Consider the following 18,606-nt stretch of genomic DNA (forward strand, 5'->3'; position numbering starts at 1 on the left):
TGCCAGAAAATAGGCGGTCTTGGCCAGTATTATTATCGATTTAGAGGCCTCAATGGCACAGTTTTTTAAAGCAAAACCAAATAGATCTAAGCAAATATCAGCCAAAATAAGCTTAGAGGTGACTCAGCTCGATCATTTGGGTGCGGGTATTGCTCATCAGGATGGCAAGATTATCTTTGTGCCGGGGGCGTTACCGGGAGAGAGCGTGAGAGGGCAATTGACCGAACAGAAGAAGCGCCACGCTCGGGCAACATTGCAACAGATAGTCACACAGTCCCCAGATCGAGTCATGCCAAAATGTGCTCATTATGACCAGTGTGGTGGCTGTGACCTACAACATCTGGTAATCGATAAACAACGCAGCTATAAACAAGATGCCCTAGTCAGTCTTATGGCTAAGCTAGGTCAGGCTGAAGCAGAAACGCTCGCGCCGGCACTGATTGGTCAAGAGTGGGATTATCGACGCCGTGCTAGACTCGCGACTTTCTATGATCGAAATACTAAGTACACTACGCTAGGTTTCAGGGCTAAGGCGAGTAAACAAGTCATTAAGATAGCGCATTGTCCTGTGCTGGCGACGCCTTTGTCAGACCTCATCTTGCCTTTGTCTAAGCTGCTCAATCAACTCTCGAGTAAAAAGGCCTTGGGTCATGTAGAACTGATTGATGCCAATAATGGACATTTTGTCGTGATAAGAATGACAAAAACTATGCCGGATAAAGACACCGATAAGTTGCGAGCATTTGCCCTCAGTCACGGGATTAACTTGATAGTACAAGGCAATGATTCAGACTTAACCTTGATTTGTGATGCGCCCAAAACGCTGACCCTTGACTCAGATGAACTGCCCTATTATGAGCTGGATAACGGGGTTAAGCTAAGTTTTACCCCAGGGAATTTTGTTCAGGTCAACGCCGAAATCAATAATGCCATGGTCAATCAAGCCGTGGACTGGTTATCCGTCGAAGCCAATGAGCGGGTGTTAGATCTCTTTTGTGGTGTCGGAAATTTCAGTCTGCCATTAGCTAAGAAAGGCGCCGAGGTGATAGGTGTCGAAGGTGTGCCTGAGATGGTGCAACAAGCCAAAATGAATGCCACACTGAGTGGGTTAGATAATGTGTCTTTCTTTCATACCGATCTTAGCGCCGACCTCTCTAAAGAGTCCTGGCTAGGTAAAGTGGATAAATTGCTGTTAGACCCCGCTAGGGCAGGGGCTTTCGAGAGTCTGCAATGGCTGAAGAAGATGAAGCCTAAATCCATCGTCTATGTGTCATGTGATCCGGCGAGCCTGGCTCGAGACAGTGAGTCTCTGTTAAAACATGGTTACAAGTTAACAAAATTAGGTTTGATCGATATGTTTCCTCAAACCCATCACATCGAAGCCATGGCCTTGTTTGAGCTGAGTTAATTGTTTAATTAGTAACTAATTAACGCTTGAGTCAAGGTTTGTTAATTGACATTAGAAGTGGAATGCTCAAGATGGGCCTTCGGTGAGAAGGGATTAAGTTCCTGAGCGTACTTTAAGATTTAAAGTTAAGGATGTTATTGAGATGGTATCAGTTCGAGAAGCACATTTTAGTGATCCGGATTTTCAGTTAGAAGAGTGGGTCAATCGTTACATCAGTGACACTGACGAAGCCCAATCTTTACTCGAACTGCTGCGTCAGATTGAGACCATGGTGTCGGAGCACGGCAATGATACTAATTTGCTCCAGCGTGCCAGAGAGTTGATAGAAATTCTCGCGCCTCTGAACATGGACATCGAAACCTTGCAGGCATCCGTCATCTTCGTGGTCTATGATGCGGGTATTTTATCTAAGGAGTCACTGGAGGAGTCCTTCGGTAAAGGCCTCGCCACCTTAGTGCGCAGTGTTGAAACCATGAATGCCATTGGTGCATTGAAAATCAATGACCAGTCCCGCGCCGCAGAGCCTCAGATAGATAACATCCGCCGTATGTTGCTGGCCATGGTGGAAGATGTCCGCGCCGTGGTGATCAAGCTTGCCGAACGTATCTGTTTGCTCAGAGAAGTGAAAAATGCCGATGAAGAGACGCGAGTGCTTTTGGCCCGTGAAATTGCCGATATCTATGCCCCACTGGCCAACAGACTCGGAATCGGCCAGCTGAAGTGGGAGCTGGAAGATATTTCATTTCGCTATCTTCATCCTCAAACTTATAAAGATATCGCCAAACAGCTCGATGGTAAGCGGCTGGATCGTGAGACATTCATCGATAATTTTGTCGGTCAACTGCAAGCCAGATTAGATAAAGATCACATCAGGGCCAAGGTGTATGGCCGCCCTAAACATATCTATAGCATCTGGAAGAAGATGAAGGGTAAAGATCTTAAGTTCGATGAACTGTTTGATGTCCGCGCCGTGCGGATTGTCACCGATAGACTGCAGGACTGTTATGGCGCCTTAGGTGTGGTGCACACGCTTTGGCATCATATCCCCCGGGAATTCGATGATTATGTCGCTAATCCCAAACCCAATGGTTATCAGTCTATTCATACCATAGTTGTGGGTCCCGAGGGTAAAACCGTCGAGATCCAGATCCGCACCGAGCAGATGCATGAAGATGCCGAGCTCGGGGTTGCCGCTCACTGGAAATATAAAGAGGGCACCAGCAGTAGTAAGCAGACTGGTTATGAAGAGAAGATTAATTGGCTGCGTAAGATTTTGCAGTGGCAAGAGGATGTGGCCGAGAGTGGTAATCTAGTCGAAGAGGTGCGCAGCCAGGTCTTCGAAGACAGGGTTTATGTGTTTACCCCCAGCGGTGAGGTGGTCGACCTGCCGCTTGGCTCGACTGTACTCGATTTCGCCTACTATATTCATTCCCATGTGGGACATAAGTGTATAGGGGCAAAAGTAGATGGTCGCATCGTACCTTTTACCTATCAGGTGGAAACGGGCCAGCGCATCGAGATCATCACTTCTAAGCAGCCTAATCCTAAGCGCGACTGGCTAAATCCACACTTAGGTTACATTCGTTCATCCCGTGCCCGCTCTAAAATTCAGCACTGGTTTAAACAGCAAGATAGAGATAAGAACAGTGCCGCCGGCCGTGAGATGATGGAAACTGAGCTTTCACGTGTGGGACTCAAGCTCAAAGACGCTCAAAGTGCGGTCGAGCGGTTTAATATGGTGAGCATGGATGATCTTTTAGCCGCGATCGGTGGCGGAGATGTCAGGCTCAATCAGGTGGTTAATCATGTACAGAGCCAGATGCGTAAGCATGAGCTATCCGATGAGGAAGCGGTCGAAGATCTGGTCAAAAAGAGTCAGAGTAAAGCAGGAAAGAAAGGTAAGGGCCAGGTTGAAGTGAGTGGTGTGGGCAACTTGATGAGTCATATCGCACGTTGTTGCCAGCCGGTACCCGGCGATGAGATCTTCGGTTTCATCACTAAGGGCCGCGGGATCTCGGTGCACAGGGCAGATTGTGATCAGGTCAAAGAGTTAATACGCGCCCATCCTGAACGTACTGTCGATGTGGTGTGGGGAGAAAACTACTCCGGCGGCTATAAGATCCGCCTGCGTATCATAGCTAATGACCGTTCGGGTCTGTTGCGTGATTTGACCTCAGTACTCGCCGCCGAGAAAACCCATGTGATGGCGATGAGCACATCATCGGATGTTAAGACACAGACGGCTGCTATCGAACTCGAGTTGGAATTGTATAATCTCGATGGACTCTCCAAGGTACTGGCGAAAATTAATCAGGTGGAAGGCGTGAGTGAAGCCAGACGTTTATAATCCTGAGGACGTTTAATTTGGGATTATTGACCCATTAAGGCGGCTTTTGCCGCCTTTTATATGCTTACGGAATTAAGATGAAAAACAGTGAAATTCAACCTCTGCTGGATGTGATGGCAAGGCTCAGAGATCCTCAATCGGGTTGTCCCTGGGATCTCGCTCAATCATTTAGCACTATCGTGCCCTTCACATTAGAGGAAGCCTATGAAGTTGCCGATACCATAGAGCGCATGGCCTTAGACGAGCTTCCCGATGAGCTGGGAGACTTGCTGTTTCAGGTGGTGTTCTATTGTCAGTTGGGTAAAGAGCAAGGCTTGTTCGATTTTGGAGATGTCGTAGAGAAAATATGCAACAAGCTTACCTCCAGACATCCCCATGTGTTTGGTTCTCTCAAAGAGGCGAGCGCCGAGCAAGTGAAGCAAAATTGGGAAACCATAAAAGCCAAAGAGCGAAAGGATAAATCCCTTCACTCGGTATTAGATAACATTCCACTAGCCTTACCAGCACTGACTCGCTCGGTCAAAATTCAGCAACGCGTCGCGCGAGTCGGATTCGACTGGGATGATCTCGGCCCTGTGGTAGATAAAATTCATGAGGAGATCGGCGAAGTCTTGCATGAGGTCAGGTTAGATAAGCCTATACAAGAGAAGATACAAGATGAGATGGGCGATCTGCTGTTTGCCGTGACTAATCTGGCACGTCACTTAGGCATTGAACCGGAACAGGCCCTGCGTCAGGCAAATGCAAAATTTGAACGACGTTTCAGAGGCGTAGAAACCTTAGCGAGCAAGAGCGGTAAGTCGATGCAGGAGCATAGTTTAATCGAACTCGATGGCTATTGGGATCAAGTCAAGCGTAATGAAGTGCACAAATAGATAAAAATTATCGCTGAACTTGTTTGTCGTATCGCTGGAGTTTTGCTACAATTGCGCCCCGTCCTAGTGCTTTCTTACAAGCACATATTTCCAACTCATTTTCTCAGGTTCATAATGACAACAAGGTATATCTTCGTAACTGGTGGTGTGGTTTCATCACTAGGTAAAGGCATTGCGGCAGCATCGTTAGCGGCAATTTTAGAGGCTAGAGGCCTAAACGTAACCATTATGAAGCTAGATCCATATATTAACGTGGATCCCGGCACCATGAGCCCGACTCAGCACGGAGAAGTTTTTGTTACCGAGGACGGAGCAGAGACAGATCTCGATCTAGGTCATTATGAGCGCTTCATTCGTACCAAGATGAACCGTCGTAATAACTTCACCACAGGCCGTATCTATGAAGAAGTCCTTCGTAAAGAACGTCGTGGTGACTATTTAGGTGCGACCATTCAGGTCATTCCTCACATCACTAACGCCATCAAAGACAGAGTGCTTGCTGGCGGTGAAGGTCATGATGTTGCTATCGTCGAGATTGGCGGCACGGTAGGTGATATTGAGTCCCTGCCATTTTTAGAAGCTATTCGTCAGTTAGGTGTTGAACTGGGGCGTGAACGTACCCTGTATATGCACCTGACTCTGGTGCCTTTCTTAGGCGCCGCAGGTGAGGTCAAGACTAAGCCGACACAACACTCAGTGAAAGAGCTGCGCTCTATCGGTATCGCTCCGGACATTCTTATCTGTCGTGGTGATCGTGTGCTTCCTGCCAACGAGAGAGCGAAAATCTCACTCTTCTGTAATGTTGAAGAACGTGCAGTTATCTCACTCAAAGATGTGGATAGCATCTACAAGATCCCTGCGCTACTCAAGGCTCAAAGCCTGGATGATATCGTGGTCAAGCGCTTCGGCATCGAATGTAAAGAAGCCGATCTGCATGAGTGGGAACAAGTGATCTACCAAGAAGCCAACCCTACCGGTGATGTCACTATCGGCATGGTGGGTAAGTATATTGAACTGCCAGATGCCTATAAGTCTGTCAATGAGGCCTTGAAGCATGCGGGTCTGTTTAACCGGGTATCGGTGAATATCAAGTATGTCGACTCTCAGACCCTTGAAGCTAAGGGTGTCGAAGATCTGGAAGGCCTGGACGGTATCCTGGTACCGGGTGGTTTCGGTGAGCGTGGCATAGAAGGTAAGATACTGGCAGCCAGGTTTGCTCGCGAAAATAATGTGCCATATTTCGGCATCTGCCTGGGTATGCAGGTCGCATTAATCGAGTTCGCACGCAACGTAGCCGGTTTGGAAAATGCTCACTCTACCGAATTTAACAAGGAAACGCCGTACCCTGTCGTTGGCTTGATCACCGAGTGGCTCAATGAAGACGGGGCTCTAGAGGAGCGTCACGAATCATCAGATCTTGGCGGTACAATGCGCCTGGGTGCACAGCTATGTCACCTCTCAGAGGGAAGTAAGGCTGCCGAAGCTTACGAAGGCAATTCTTGTGTCGAGCGTCATCGTCATCGTTTCGAAGTGAACAACAACTATAAAGAACGTTTAGAGCAAGCTGGTCTAATATTCAGTGGTCTTTCTTCTGATCGCCAGCTTGTTGAAATGATCGAGCTACCCAATCATCCTTGGTTTGTCGCCGGTCAATTCCACCCTGAATTTACATCCACGCCTCGTGATGGTCAGCCATTATTTAAAGGCTTTATTGCTGCAGCCAACGCGTACCAAAAACGCGACTTAGGCTAAATCAGTGACGTTAAGCCGCTTCCAAAGTTTGGAAGCGGCTTTTTTGTTTTCTGATGATGTAAATTTGGATGAACAAATTTTAGTTTTATTATATTTTTGATTTTATTTTTAAACTTAAACCGAGGAAATTATGGCTAAAATTATTAATGTCATTGGTCGAGAAATCATGGATTCTCGCGGAAATCCAACTGTAGAAGCCGAAGTACACTTAGAAGGTGGCTTTCATGGCATGGCGGCAGCACCCTCAGGGGCATCTACAGGTAGTCGCGAAGCGTTAGAGCTACGTGATGGTGACAAGAGTCGCTACATGGGTAAGGGCGTACTTAAAGCCGTTGCCAACATCAATGGTCCTATCCGTGATGCCCTGCTAGGTAAAGATGCTGCGGCTCAGGCCGACATCGATCAGATCATGATCGATGTCGATGGCACCGAAAACAAAGATAAGCTAGGCGCTAACGCTATCTTGGCTGTGTCTTTAGCTGCGGCAAAAGCGGCAGCTGCATTTAAAGGTGTACCTTTATACGCACATATCGCCGACTTAAATGGTACTCCAGGCCAATACACTATGCCTGTACCTATGATGAACATCATCAATGGTGGCGAGCATGCCGATAATAACGTCGACATTCAGGAGTTCATGGTTCAGCCTGTTGGCGCTAAGAACTTCCGCGAAGCCTTACGTATGGGCGCCGAGATTTTCCATAACTTGAAGAAAGTACTTCAGGATAAAGGTCTGAACACGGCTGTTGGTGATGAAGGTGGTTTTGCTCCAGATTTGGCTTCAAACGCAGATGCTCTGGCTGTGATCAAGGTTGCTGTCGAGAAAGCCGGTTACAAGCTAGGTGAAGATGTGACGCTTGCGCTAGATTGTGCGGCTTCTGAGTTCTATAAAGATGGCCAGTATAATCTCGCTGGTGAAGGTAAGGTATTCAGCGCTAACGGTTTCTCTGATTTCCTTAAGGAGCTGACTGAAGAATATCCTATCGCATCGATCGAAGATGGCTTAGATGAGTCAGATTGGGATGGTTGGGCATACCAGACTCAGATCTTAGGTGATAAGATCCAGTTAGTGGGCGACGATCTGTTCGTGACTAACACTAAGATCCTCAAGCGCGGTATCGACAACAAGATAGGTAACTCTATCCTGATCAAGTTCAACCAGATTGGTACACTAACTGAGACGCTTGCGGCTATCCGTATGGCGAAAGAAGCCGGTTATACCGTGGTCATCTCGCACCGCAGTGGTGAGACCGAAGATTCGACTATCGCCGATCTCGCTGTCGGGACTTGTGCCGGTCAGATTAAGACTGGTTCTCTGAGCCGTTCAGATCGTATAGCCAAGTACAACCAGCTTCTTCGTATCGAAGAGCAGCTAGGTGAGAAAGCGCCATACCTTGGTCGTAGCGAAATAAAGGGTCAATAATAATCGACTCGCTGATCTATTCTGGATTAGAGACATACTCTCCATAGAATGAGTCAGTAAGCCAGATTAAATTGTCGCTATTAATGAAAAGGTCACCACAGGGTGGCCTTTTTTGTTGTATTATCTCGGCTGAGTGTCGAATAATTGGTATTGCAATGAAACGTTTCCTATTTGTATTGATCGGCTTGTTAGGCGTACTCCAGTACCAGTTATGGTGTGGGGTAAACAACCTGCCTGGATCTGTTCAACTTCGCGAACAAATAGCGCTTCAGCAAGAAGGCAATGCCAAGTTAGTTGCACGTAATCAAGTGTTGCGAGAAGAGATAATTGATCTTCGCAGTGGCACTGAAGCACTTGAAGAGCGTGCCCGAAATGAGCTGGGCATGGTAAAAGAAGGTGAAACATTTTTTCGTGTCGTGGGTGGTAGCCTACAGCCTGCAAACTGATTGACCTCCTAATCTTAAAAAAGCAGAAATTTATCCATGAATGATTTCCAAGAAAAGATTGTCGCCATAGTCCCTGCTGCCGGTATAGGCAGCCGCATGGGAGCCGATGTTCCTAAGCAGTATCTGAAAGTAGCCGGCAAGCCAATTCTATCTTTAACTTTACAAGTGCTCCTCACTCATCCCGGAATCGACCGTGTTATCGTAGCGCTTCACCCACAAGATAGTTATTTCTCCTCTCTACCTGAGGCTAGACACCCCAAATTACTCAGCGTTGTCGGTGGTGAAGAGCGTGCAGACTCAGTCTTAGCCTGCCTGAATCGGGTCGATGGAGACGATTGGGCTATGGTTCATGACGCCGCCCGTCCCTGTTTGACTCACGGCGATATCGACAAGCTTATAGATTCGAGAGGCTTATTTCCTCAGGGAGCCATTTTAGCTTCACCCGTTCGAGATACCATGAAGAGAGGGAATAAACAGGGCAAAATTGAACAGACAGTATGTCGTGAACAGTTATGGCATGCCCTCACTCCGCAACTTTTTCCTGTGGTGTCCCTCAGAGATAATTTAGCCAAATCCTTGAAGATGAAAGTAAACATTACCGACGAAGCCTCAGCCATGGAATGGGCCGGAATCGCGCCGGGACTAGTGACAGGCAGAGCCGATAATATTAAGATCACTCATCCGGACGATCTTCGATTGGCTGAACTCTTTCTGAGCCAGGGTGAATAGAATAACTTAGCTTGCTAATGGGCTCTGGAAACTGACCGGGAGATAATCTCAATTGTTAATCTAGATTATCTCGTCGTGTTAATTGAATACGCTAAATGGAATAAATAATGAATATACGCATAGGCCATGGTTTTGATGTACATAAATTTGGTGGTGATGCCCCATTATTGTTAGGCGGTGTGCATGTCCCCTATGAGCTAGGCTTGATTGCACATTCTGATGGCGATGTCGTGCTACACGCCATATCCGATGCTATTTTAGGCTCGGTCGCCTTAGGGGATATCGGCAAGCATTTTCCCGATACCGATGAAGAATTTAAGGGAGCCGACAGTCGTCATCTTTTGCGCCATTGCTACAAGTTGGCAAGGGATAAAGGCTTCGAGCTTGGCAACCTAGATGTCACCATTATCGCTCAAGTACCTAAAATGGCGCCCCACATAGCAGCCATTCGTGAAGTGCTAAGCCAAGACTTAGAGACCAATATAGATAATATCAATGTTAAGGCGACCACGACCGAGAAGCTAGGCTTTACCGGTCGTAAAGAGGGCATTGCCGTCGAAGCCGTCGTATTGGTCACTAAGATAGCCATATAAGTTTTTCAAACAGACTCAATTGACCCAATTAGAGAATAAGAGTGACCATGATAGAACTGCATTATTTACACGGTAAACCAGCATCCAAGGCCGATCTTCGTACGCAAAATAGCGATTTCATTGTGCAGGAAATATTGCCTTTTAGCCCGACGGGCGAGGGAGAGCACCACCTTCTGCATATACGTAAAGAGGGGCTAAATACTGCCGATGTGGTTAAGATATTATCTGGTTTTGCCCATGTTCACCCTAAAGAGGTGACCTATGCGGGTCAGAAGGATAAGAATGCGGTCACTGAGCAGTGGTTCGGCGTGCGTATTCCAGGTAAAGAGACTCCGGATTGGGCCAGCTTAAATTGCGATGAACTCACTATCTTGTCTAGTGATCGTCACAGTAAAAAGTTAAGAATAGGTGCCTTGGCCGGTAACCGCTTTAGTTTGACTCTGCGTAACGTGACCGATATGCAAGATGTACTTACTAGATTAGCGCTAATAAACGAGACCGGGGTGCCGAATTATTTCGGTGAGCAAAGATTTGGTCATGACGGCAAAAATTTAGTCTTTGGTCGACAGATGTTTACCGGTCGTAAGGTGAAAGACAGGAAAAAACGCAGCATGTATCTATCTGCCGTTCGCTCCTATCTGTTCAATTACGTTACATCGATGAGGCTGACCGAACACGGCCTCGAGAAACTCGATGGCGACAGTGTGATGTTAGCGGGAAGTAGAAGTTATTTTGTTGCCGAGCAATGGGATGATGCGTTACTTAAGCGTCTGGACGAAAAAGATATTCAGCTGTCGGCACCTATGTGGGGCAGGGGATCGGCATTGCCTCAAGGTAATGCGGCAGATTTCGAGGCTAAGGCGTTAGCCGAGTTTGACACAGATCGTGATGGATTAGAACATGCGGGATTAGAGCAAGAGCGCCGACCTCTGTTACTAGAGCCTCAGCATTTATCATATCAACAAGAGGGAGACGATGTGATAGTCATTAAATTCGCACTTCCTGCAGGCAGCTTCGCAACGTCCGTGCTGCGAGAAGTGTTTGATTATGAAGATGTTAGAGAACGGGAATTTCGTCAACGTCAGTTAGAGCGACGTGAGCAAGAGCAAGGCTCAGCATAGCTAGGAAATATTGGGGTTTTCAGCCTTAAGTTAACACCAAGATTTCAGTGCCATTTTCAGATTTATTAAATATTTGTATAATTATTTATAGCAGGTCAATAATGATAAAGATCCTAGTAAGTAACGATGATGGTGTCACTGCACCGGGAATTAAGGCGTTATCGGATGCATTATCAGTGTCCTATCAGGTCATGACTGTGGGGCCTGATCGTAACTGCTCAGGAGCGAGTAGTTCATTAACTTTGACGAACCCTTTACGAATTAATACGTTAAGTAATGGTTTTGTCTCTGTAAGTGGCACACCAACCGACAGTGTTCATCTTGCAATACGTGAGTTGTATTCCGATGAGCCCGATATGGTGGTAGCTGGGATTAATGCCGGTGCTAATTTAGGTGATGACACCTTGTATTCCGGTACCGTAGCGGCAGCAATGGAGGGGCGTTTTCTTGGCTTGCCAGCCGTTGCCGTTTCACTGGTGGGCTCTAAATTGGCACATTTCGACACGGCAGCCCATTTTGCTTGTCGAATCATTGCGGGCTTACTGAACAAACCTATTGCTCAGGATCAGATTTTAAATATTAATGTTCCTGATCTACCGATTGATGAGATTAAAGGGATTAAGGTCACTCGATTAGGGGCAAGACATAGAGCCGAAGGTATGATTAAGGCTCAAGATCCAGCGGGAAGAGACATCTATTGGTTGGGGCCCCCGGGAGATGAGCAGGATGCCAGTGAAGGAACGGACTTTCATGCTGTGAATCATGGCTATGTATCAGTGACCCCTTTAACTGTAGACTTGACCGCTTTCGAGAGAATTACACCACTGCAAGAATGGATTGATAAAATATGAATGGTGTTGCGACGACTTCAGCATTAAATTTAGCCAGAAGTTTACATGAGTCCGGTATAGAGAGTGAGAAGGTGTTGCAGGCATTAGCCAATACACCCAGAGAACTCTTTCTGGACGCTGCTTTAGGACATAAAGCTTATGAAAATACTGCTTTACCTATTGGGCAAGGGCAAACAATTTCTCAGCCTTATATCGTTGCAAGAATGACCGAGCTACTTCTGGATCGTAACCCATCTAAGGTGTTGGAAATCGGTACGGGCTCTGGATATCAGTCAGCCATATTGGCTCAACTTGTGCCAGAGCTATGTACTGTCGAGCGGATCAAGAGTCTACAGATCCAGGCTCGCCAAAGATTAAAAAAAATCGATCTTCATAATATATCGTTCAAATATGGTGATGGATGGAAAGGCTGGCCCAATAAAGGCCCATTTGATGCCATCATGGTAACGGCAGCGGCGAGCAGTGTTCCACAAGCGTTATTGACTCAGTTAGTCGATGGCGGGGTACTGGTTATTCCTGTGGGAGAGGAGTCCCAGCAACTGCTGAAAGTCGTACGTAAGGGAGAGAGCTTTACTTCAGAAGTGGTCGAAATGGTTCGCTTTGTCCCTCTTATTAATGGGGAGCTGGCTTAACCGGCCAAAGCTTGTTGTTAAGTTTTAAATGTTTTTTAGTTTAGATATTTACTGGGTCTTATATCAGCCTGCTTGGCTGATTATTGTAGGGTGTATTTTTGATTACTGGGTTGAAGATGAATTGCAAGAATCTACTTCTATTAGCGCTATGCATTTGCTTCGTAGGCTGTAGCTTTCAGTCTGATAGACCCGCTCCAGTGGTGAATGTCACGACTCCCGTCATGGCTACTTATAATAAAGGGTCATTAAAATCCGATTCTTATCTCGTTAAGAGAGGGGATACCCTTTACTCTATTGCTTGGGCATCTAACAATGACTTCATTGATTTAGCTAAGAAAAATAAGCTTAAAAAGCCATATGTTATCTATCCTGGACAGAAGTTAAACCTTAGTTTGACATCTACTGTTACAAATAGCCAAACGACTAAAACAGTGCCGAATAATCCTCCAAAAGTCGTATCAACTAAGACCAAAACGAATAAAAAACAAACACATACTCCTGTAGTGACGACCAGTAAGCAGCCTGAAGTGGCTAAAAAGAAACCACTTGATCCTGTCAAAGAGTCTGCGTATTCTGTAACGACTAGTCAACAAGATATTAACAAATCTGTCCACAGGCCGACGACTCAGCTACCCACTAAAGTAAGCAAGTGGTTATGGCCAGTGAGAGGAAAGTTGATTGGTCGATTCTCTGCCAATGAGCAAGGGAATAAAGGGATTAAGATCGCAGGTAATCGAGGTGAGATAATTAAGTCTGCAGCCGATGGCCGAGTTGTTTATGCTGGCAGTGCCCTTAGAGGGTATGGAAATTTAGTCATCATTAAACATAGTGACAATTTTCTCAGTGCTTATGCACATGCCGATAAGATCTTAGTCAAAGAAAAACAGTTTGTCTCAATGGGGCAAACGCTTGCAACAATGGGTAATACGGGTACCGATCGGGTCATGTTACATTTTGAAATCCGATATCACGGGAAGTCTGTTAACCCACTTAAATATTTACCTAAACAATAATGGTTTAGGAGCCAGTTTGGCATTTGGAGGATAGTAAAGTGCAGTAGTTTAAATTGAAATTTGGGAGATCATTTTATGGGTCGTAGAACTAGTACCGCAATAGCGGAGCCTTTAGTGGACTTGTCAAAAAACGAGTCTGACGTAAAAACAAAGAAAGGAAATAAGTTACAAGAAGCAGAGCTTGAACAGCAGGTTCAGGATGATCTGCAGAAAAACCTGGACGCAACTCAGTTGTATTTAGGTGAAATTGGTTTTTCCCCTCTACTGAGCGCTGAAGAGGAAGTGTATTTCTCTCGTAAAGCGTTGAAAGGTTGTGGTAAGTCACGTAACCGCATGATTGAAAGTAATCTTAGACTTGTCGTTAAGATAGCTCGTCGCTATAACAACCGTGGACTCGCATTATTAGATCTTATTGAAGAGGGTAATTTAGGCCTGATCCGAGCGGTTGAGAAATTTGATCCTGAAAGAGGATTTAGATTTTCTACCTATGCGACTTGGTGGATTAGACAGACCATAGAACGTGCCATCATGAATCAGACCAGAACGATTCGCCTACCTATACATGTGGTTAAAGAACTCAATGTCTATCTGCGTACTGCAAGAGAATTAGCTCACAAGCTAGATCATGAGCCGACCGCCGAAGAGATAGCGGCTAAACTGGATCTGCCCAGTTCTGATGTCAGTCGTATGTTGAAACTTAATGAAAGGATCACTTCGGTCGACACGCCTTTAGGTGGAGATAATGATAAAGCCTTGCTCGATGTACTTGCCGCCGATGATAATGTGGGCCCAGATTACAAGGTACAAGACGAAGACATGTCAAAGTCCGTGGTTAAATGGCTCGATGAACTCAACACTAAGCAGAGAGAGGTATTAGCGCGCCGTTTTGGCTTGTTGGGGTATGAACCATCTACGCTGGAGAATGTGGGTAAAGAGATAGGTCTCACACGAGAGCGTGTACGCCAAATTCAAGTCGAAGCCCTCAAACGCCTTAAAGACTTACTCGGTGCCCAGGGTTTATCGGTAGAGGCTATCTTTAAGAGTTAGTCGTAACCTGTTTATTTTTACCTTTTATTGTTGGTTAGGGTGTAAATGTAAAGGCTATCCTCACGCATTATGAGTATGAGAGTATTTTTTGAGCAAGCCTGTCCATCTTTTGGATAACAGTTTCTATTGATGCATTCGTGATTAGATTTTCAAGTTTAGGCCCAGAAAGTAGACTTAGTCATTTGTTTTAGTGAATGGACTGAGTAAATAGCCTTAACAAATAGCTGTTAGCATCACATATCAATATCACTACAAAAAAAGCGCACTTTTAGTGCGCTTTTTGTGTCTGGCATCTCTTGTAAAGAGTTATGTCACTCTGTACTGCACAAGCTCTGCAAACCTCCTCTCCTGGAGGCTTGGTATTTTCTAAGCTAGCTGTTTTAGTCTGTACAATATCTCTAAGGCTTGCTTCGGGCTGAGGTCATCAGGATTAATACCTTGCAATGCATCTTCGACTGGCGATATTTGTGGCTCAGGAAAGACCATAGCCTGTTGTGGTGACTCCTGAGTGGACCCCTTGCTATCGCGGCTCTCTAAGTGATGCAGTTTATGCTTGGCTGCGGCAATGACTCTGGCCGGTACACCTGCCAGAGCGGCAACCTGCAAACCGTAGCTTTTACTTGCGGCGCCTTCTTGTACCGCATGCATGAAGACTATGGTGTCTCCATGTTCTATCGCATCAAGATGGACGTTTTCTACATTATCTATGAGATCAGGTAGTTGGGTGAGTTCGAAGTAGTGGGTCGCAAATAGTGTCATCGCCTCAATTTTTTCTGCCAGGTATTCCGCTGCCGACCAAGCTAGGGAGAGTCCGTCGTATGTCGACGTTCCACGACCTATTTCATCCATCAATACCAAACTCTGAGTCGTGGCATTATGGAGAATATTTGCCGTTTCTGTCATCTCCACCATGAAGGTTGAGCGACCGGAAGCGAGATCATCAGATGCGCCTATGCGTGTAAAAATGCGATCAACAGGACCAATAATTGCGTCTTGGGCCGGTACATAGGAGCCGATATGTGCCATGAGAGTGATCAAGGCTACTTGTCTCATATAGGTTGACTTACCGCCCATATTTGGCCCAGTGACGATCAACATTTTACGCGTCGAATTCAGGGTCACAGGATTCGCGATGAAAGGGCTTTGACTGACTTGCTCGACCACGGGATGTCGGCCAGATTCTATATGTATACCCGAGGTGTCGGTGAGTGTCGGGCATCGATAGTTTAGCGTTTCGGCGCGTTCGGCAAAATTACTGATGACATCAAGCTCTGCCGCACCCTGAGCGAATTGCTGTAACTCATGGAGTTTCGGTAACAGAAGATCGAATAACTGCTCCCAGAGCTGCTTTTCGAGTGCCAGTGCCTTGCCCTGACTTGAGAGTACCTTCTCTTCATGTTCTTTCAATTCGGCAATGATGTAACGTTCGGTATTCTTCAGGGTCTGTCTTCGTTGGTAGCTCAGAGGCACCAGATCAGATTCCCGACGGCTGACTTCGATATAGTAACCATGAACCCGGTTATAGCCGACTTTAAGGGTAGATATACCGGTCGAATTTTTCTCACGAGCCTCTAACTCTTTGAGGTAATCCGTTGCCCCCTTACTCAAGGCGCGCCATTGATCCAGCTCTTCGTTGTAGCCATCTCGCAAGACGCCACCATCGCGGATCAGCATAGGCGGATTGTCTATAATTGCTCTGTCGAGGAGCGCGAGCTCATCGGGGAACTCACCGATAATAGTCGCTAAACGCTTGAGATGTGGTGACTGACAACCAATGAGTAGCTGCTGAATGTCGGGCAAGGTAGATAATGCTTGCTTCAGTCGAGAAAAATCCCTTGGCCTGGCGCTTCTCAGTGCGAGTCTGGCCGTGATTCGTTCTATGTCGCCCAGTGCTTTTAAATGTGGAGTCAGAGTGTCAAACAGGCCGCTGTCGAGCAACTCGGTGAGTGCACTTAAGCGAGATTCTATCTGTTGTTTATTTCTCAGCGGTTCGTGGATCCAACGTTGCAACATACGACTGCCCATCGGGGTCGTTGTATTATCTAATATGGCAGATAGGGTATTTTCACGCCCACCTTGCAAGTTGATTGTCAGCTCTAAGTTTCTTCTCGTGGCGGCATCGAGCACGATACTGTCATCTTGATTGAATAGCACGATAGAGTTGATGTGGGGAAGTGCGGTTCTTTGAGTATCTTTGACGTACTGCATCAGGCATCCAGCCGCTTGCAGTGACAAACGCGCGTTTTCTAGGCCGAATCCGCGCAGATCTTTAGTCTTAAATTGATCCAAGAGCAGTTTACGGGAGGTATCGAAATCGAATTCCCATTCCGGGCGCCTGCGTTTGCCATTGAATCCTTTGATGAGAGGCATCTCGCTGAAGTCTTCACTATAGAGAAGCTCGGCTGGATTAGTACGTTGCAGCTCAGCCTCTAATCCTTCTCTTGTCTCTAATTCACTGACCACGAAACGGCCGGAGCTTAAGTCTAAGGTGGCATAACCAAAGCCTGCCTTGCCATGGTATACAGCAGCAAGTAGGTTATCTTGTCTCTCTTGCAGTAAAGCTTCGTCGGTCAGGGTACCTGGGGTGACGAGACGAACGACTTTTCGCTCAACCGGACCCTTAGAGGTAGCTGGATCGCCGATCTGCTCACAAATAGCGACAGAGACCCTAAGCTGAACAAGTTTGGCGAGATAACCTTCGACGGCGTGATAGGGCAGTCCCGCCATGGGAATTGGATCGCCGCCACTCTTACCACGGGCGGTGAGCGAAATACCTAAGAGTTCGGATGCTCGCTTTGCATCGTCATAGAAGAGTTCGTAGAAGTCACCCATGCGGTAAAATAATAACATTTCTGGGTTTTCGGCCTTGAGCGTCAAATATTGACGCATCATAGGTGTGTGTTTTTCTAGGTTTTGGGTGTCGATTGCATTCATCTACAGCTCGTTTCTTCTATGGGGTATTGAACAGGCAAGGTGCTCCATTGGAGCCGCCTTAAAAATATGATGCCAATATTAGCAATTTTTCGAGCCAGTTGCGTCTTTAAAGAATAAATAGTCAGATTGAATTTTTCTTCTGCAACAAGTGCTTCTAATTGAGTGAACACGGCTAGAAAAAAATAATCATGATCAGCACTTGATACTGTATGATTGTACAGTATACTAGTTTGCATATTGAGACCCCTATTCGAGCAGGATAAAGTTTTCCTAAGCTCAAATAGCGGAGTCGCCACGAGTTTATATCGGCGTTGTTGCCGTGACTTAGATTATGCGCGAAGAGGATATCGGAATGAAGATTGATGCGAACAAAGAGAAAGCACTGAATGCCGTTTTAAGTCAGATTGAGAAACAGTTCGGTAAAGGCTCTATCATGAAACTGGGCGAGAATCGCTCGATGGATGTTGAGACTATCTCTACCGGATCACTTTCTTTAGATGTTGCACTCGGTGCCGGTGGACTTCCTTTAGGACGTATCGTTGAGATTTACGGACCAGAATCTTCGGGTAAGACAACACTGACGTTAGAGGTCATTGCTGCCGCACAACGCCAAGGTAGAGTATGTGCCTTTATCGATGCAGAGCATGCGTTAGACCCTATATATGCTAAAAAGTTAGGTGTCGATATCGATAACCTACTCTGTTCTCAGCCAGATACTGGTGAGCAGGCGTTAGAGATCTGTGATGCCTTGACCCGTTCTGGTGCCGTCGATGTCATCGTCGTCGATTCGGTTGCGGCCTTGACACCGAAAGCTGAGATTGAAGGGGAAATCGGTGATTCACACATGGGGCTTGCGGCCCGTATGATGAGTCAGGCGATGCGTAAGCTTGCCGGTAACCTGAAGCAGACCAATACCATGCTTATCTTCATCAACCAGATCCGTATGAAGATTGGTGTAATGTTCGGTAACCCTGAAACCACAACCGGTGGTAATGCACTTAAGTTTTACGCTTCTGTTCGCCTCGATATTCGCCGTATCGGTGCAATCAAAGATCGTGACGAAGTTATCGGTAACGAGACCCGTGTCAAAGTGGTTAAAAACAAGATAGCAGCACCATTTAAACAGGCTGAATTCCAAATTCTTTATGGAAAAGGCATCAACCGTACTGGTGAACTCGTCGACCTTGGTGTGATACATAAATTAGTCGAGAAAGCGGGTGCCTGGTACAGCTATAAAGGCAATAAAATTGGTCAGGGCCGTGCAAATGCAGGTAAGTATCTAATTGAACATCCTGAAATTGCGGAAGAAATTGAAACTGCACTTCGTGGCATGTTACTCGCATCTCCCGATGCGGCTGAATCAGCGACTGGTGATGAGAATGTGGATCTCGAGACTGGTGAAGTATTCTAGAGATGTGTTTAATCACAGGCGATA

15 protein-coding genes are annotated in these 18,606 nt (G+C 46.3%); 14 read left to right on the top strand and 1 reads right to left on the bottom strand.

Translation table 11 applies throughout. The annotated features are described in order from the left end of the window. Window positions 1-52: 52 nt before the first annotated feature. The 13 genes from rlmD to rpoS all read left to right on the top strand — a co-directional run bounded on the left by rlmD (window position 53) and on the right by rpoS (window position 14,237). Window positions 53-1,408 carry a 23S rRNA (uracil(1939)-C(5))-methyltransferase RlmD gene (gene rlmD, locus FM037_RS07505; protein WP_144045486.1) on the top strand — a complete coding sequence of 452 codons (1,356 nt, stop codon included), beginning with the start codon at window positions 53-55 and terminating at the stop codon, window positions 1,406-1,408. 142 nt (window positions 1,409-1,550) lie between these two features. Next, the gene (relA, locus tag FM037_RS07510; RefSeq protein ID WP_144045487.1) at window positions 1,551-3,755 is read left to right on the top strand and encodes a GTP diphosphokinase; all 2,205 of its coding nucleotides are present in this window, start codon (window positions 1,551-1,553) and stop codon (window positions 3,753-3,755) included. A 77-nt stretch (window positions 3,756-3,832) separates the two neighbouring features. Then, window positions 3,833-4,630: a nucleoside triphosphate pyrophosphohydrolase gene (mazG, locus tag FM037_RS07515; protein WP_144045488.1), complete on the top strand. Its 798-nt coding sequence runs from the start codon at window positions 3,833-3,835 to the stop codon at window positions 4,628-4,630. Between the two features lie 114 nt (window positions 4,631-4,744). After that, on the top strand, window positions 4,745-6,382 hold the full coding sequence (locus FM037_RS07520; protein ID WP_144045489.1) for a CTP synthase: 1,638 nt from the start codon (window positions 4,745-4,747) through the stop codon (window positions 6,380-6,382). A 130-nt stretch (window positions 6,383-6,512) separates the two neighbouring features. Beyond that, complete coding sequence (gene eno, locus FM037_RS07525; protein ID WP_144045490.1) at window positions 6,513-7,805, top strand: phosphopyruvate hydratase; 1,293 nt, start codon at window positions 6,513-6,515, stop codon at window positions 7,803-7,805. A 155-nt stretch (window positions 7,806-7,960) separates the two neighbouring features. After that, a complete protein-coding gene (gene ftsB / locus FM037_RS07530) occupies window positions 7,961-8,251 on the top strand; it encodes a cell division protein FtsB (RefSeq protein WP_144045491.1) in 291 nt (96 codons plus the stop codon). Window positions 8,252-8,287: 36 nt separating this feature from the next. Continuing rightward, window positions 8,288-8,980, top strand: a complete 693-nt coding sequence (gene ispD, locus FM037_RS07535) for a 2-C-methyl-D-erythritol 4-phosphate cytidylyltransferase (RefSeq protein WP_144045492.1) — start codon at window positions 8,288-8,290, stop codon at window positions 8,978-8,980. 107 nt (window positions 8,981-9,087) lie between these two features. Continuing rightward, window positions 9,088-9,573, top strand: a complete 486-nt coding sequence (gene ispF / locus FM037_RS07540; protein ID WP_144045493.1) for a 2-C-methyl-D-erythritol 2,4-cyclodiphosphate synthase — start codon at window positions 9,088-9,090, stop codon at window positions 9,571-9,573. Between the two features lie 47 nt (window positions 9,574-9,620). Continuing rightward, a complete protein-coding gene (truD, locus tag FM037_RS07545) occupies window positions 9,621-10,694 on the top strand; it encodes a tRNA pseudouridine(13) synthase TruD (RefSeq protein ID WP_144045494.1) in 1,074 nt (357 codons plus the stop codon). A gap of 101 nt (window positions 10,695-10,795) precedes the next feature. Further along, window positions 10,796-11,545 (top strand): 5'/3'-nucleotidase SurE, encoded by a 750-nt coding sequence (gene surE / locus FM037_RS07550; protein WP_144045495.1) that lies wholly within the window; start codon window positions 10,796-10,798, stop codon window positions 11,543-11,545. Then, window positions 11,542-12,177: a protein-L-isoaspartate(D-aspartate) O-methyltransferase gene (locus FM037_RS07555; protein ID WP_144045496.1), complete on the top strand. Its 636-nt coding sequence runs from the start codon at window positions 11,542-11,544 to the stop codon at window positions 12,175-12,177. The genes surE and FM037_RS07555 overlap by 4 nt, the downstream gene beginning before the upstream one ends. A 116-nt stretch (window positions 12,178-12,293) precedes the next feature. Next, complete coding sequence (locus FM037_RS07560; protein WP_144045497.1) at window positions 12,294-13,190, top strand: peptidoglycan DD-metalloendopeptidase family protein; 897 nt, start codon at window positions 12,294-12,296, stop codon at window positions 13,188-13,190. Window positions 13,191-13,265: 75 nt separating this feature from the next. Beyond that, window positions 13,266-14,237 carry an RNA polymerase sigma factor RpoS gene (rpoS, locus tag FM037_RS07565; RefSeq protein ID WP_144045498.1) on the top strand — a complete coding sequence of 324 codons (972 nt, stop codon included), beginning with the start codon at window positions 13,266-13,268 and terminating at the stop codon, window positions 14,235-14,237. Between the two features lie 366 nt (window positions 14,238-14,603). Here the strand turns inward: rpoS and mutS are convergent, their stop codons facing one another. Then, window positions 14,604-17,171 carry a DNA mismatch repair protein MutS gene (mutS, locus tag FM037_RS07570; RefSeq protein WP_144045499.1) on the bottom strand — a complete coding sequence of 856 codons (2,568 nt, stop codon included), beginning with the start codon at window positions 17,169-17,171 and terminating at the stop codon, window positions 14,604-14,606. A 352-nt stretch (window positions 17,172-17,523) separates the two neighbouring features. Between mutS and recA the strand changes: the two genes are divergently transcribed. Continuing rightward, the gene (recA, locus tag FM037_RS07575) at window positions 17,524-18,582 is read left to right on the top strand and encodes a recombinase RecA (protein ID WP_144045500.1); all 1,059 of its coding nucleotides are present in this window, start codon (window positions 17,524-17,526) and stop codon (window positions 18,580-18,582) included. Window positions 18,583-18,606: the final 24 nt, after the last annotated feature.

The sequence above is a fragment of the Shewanella psychropiezotolerans genome (genome assembly GCF_007197555.1).
Lineage (GTDB): Bacteria > Pseudomonadota > Gammaproteobacteria > Enterobacterales > Shewanellaceae > Shewanella > Shewanella psychropiezotolerans.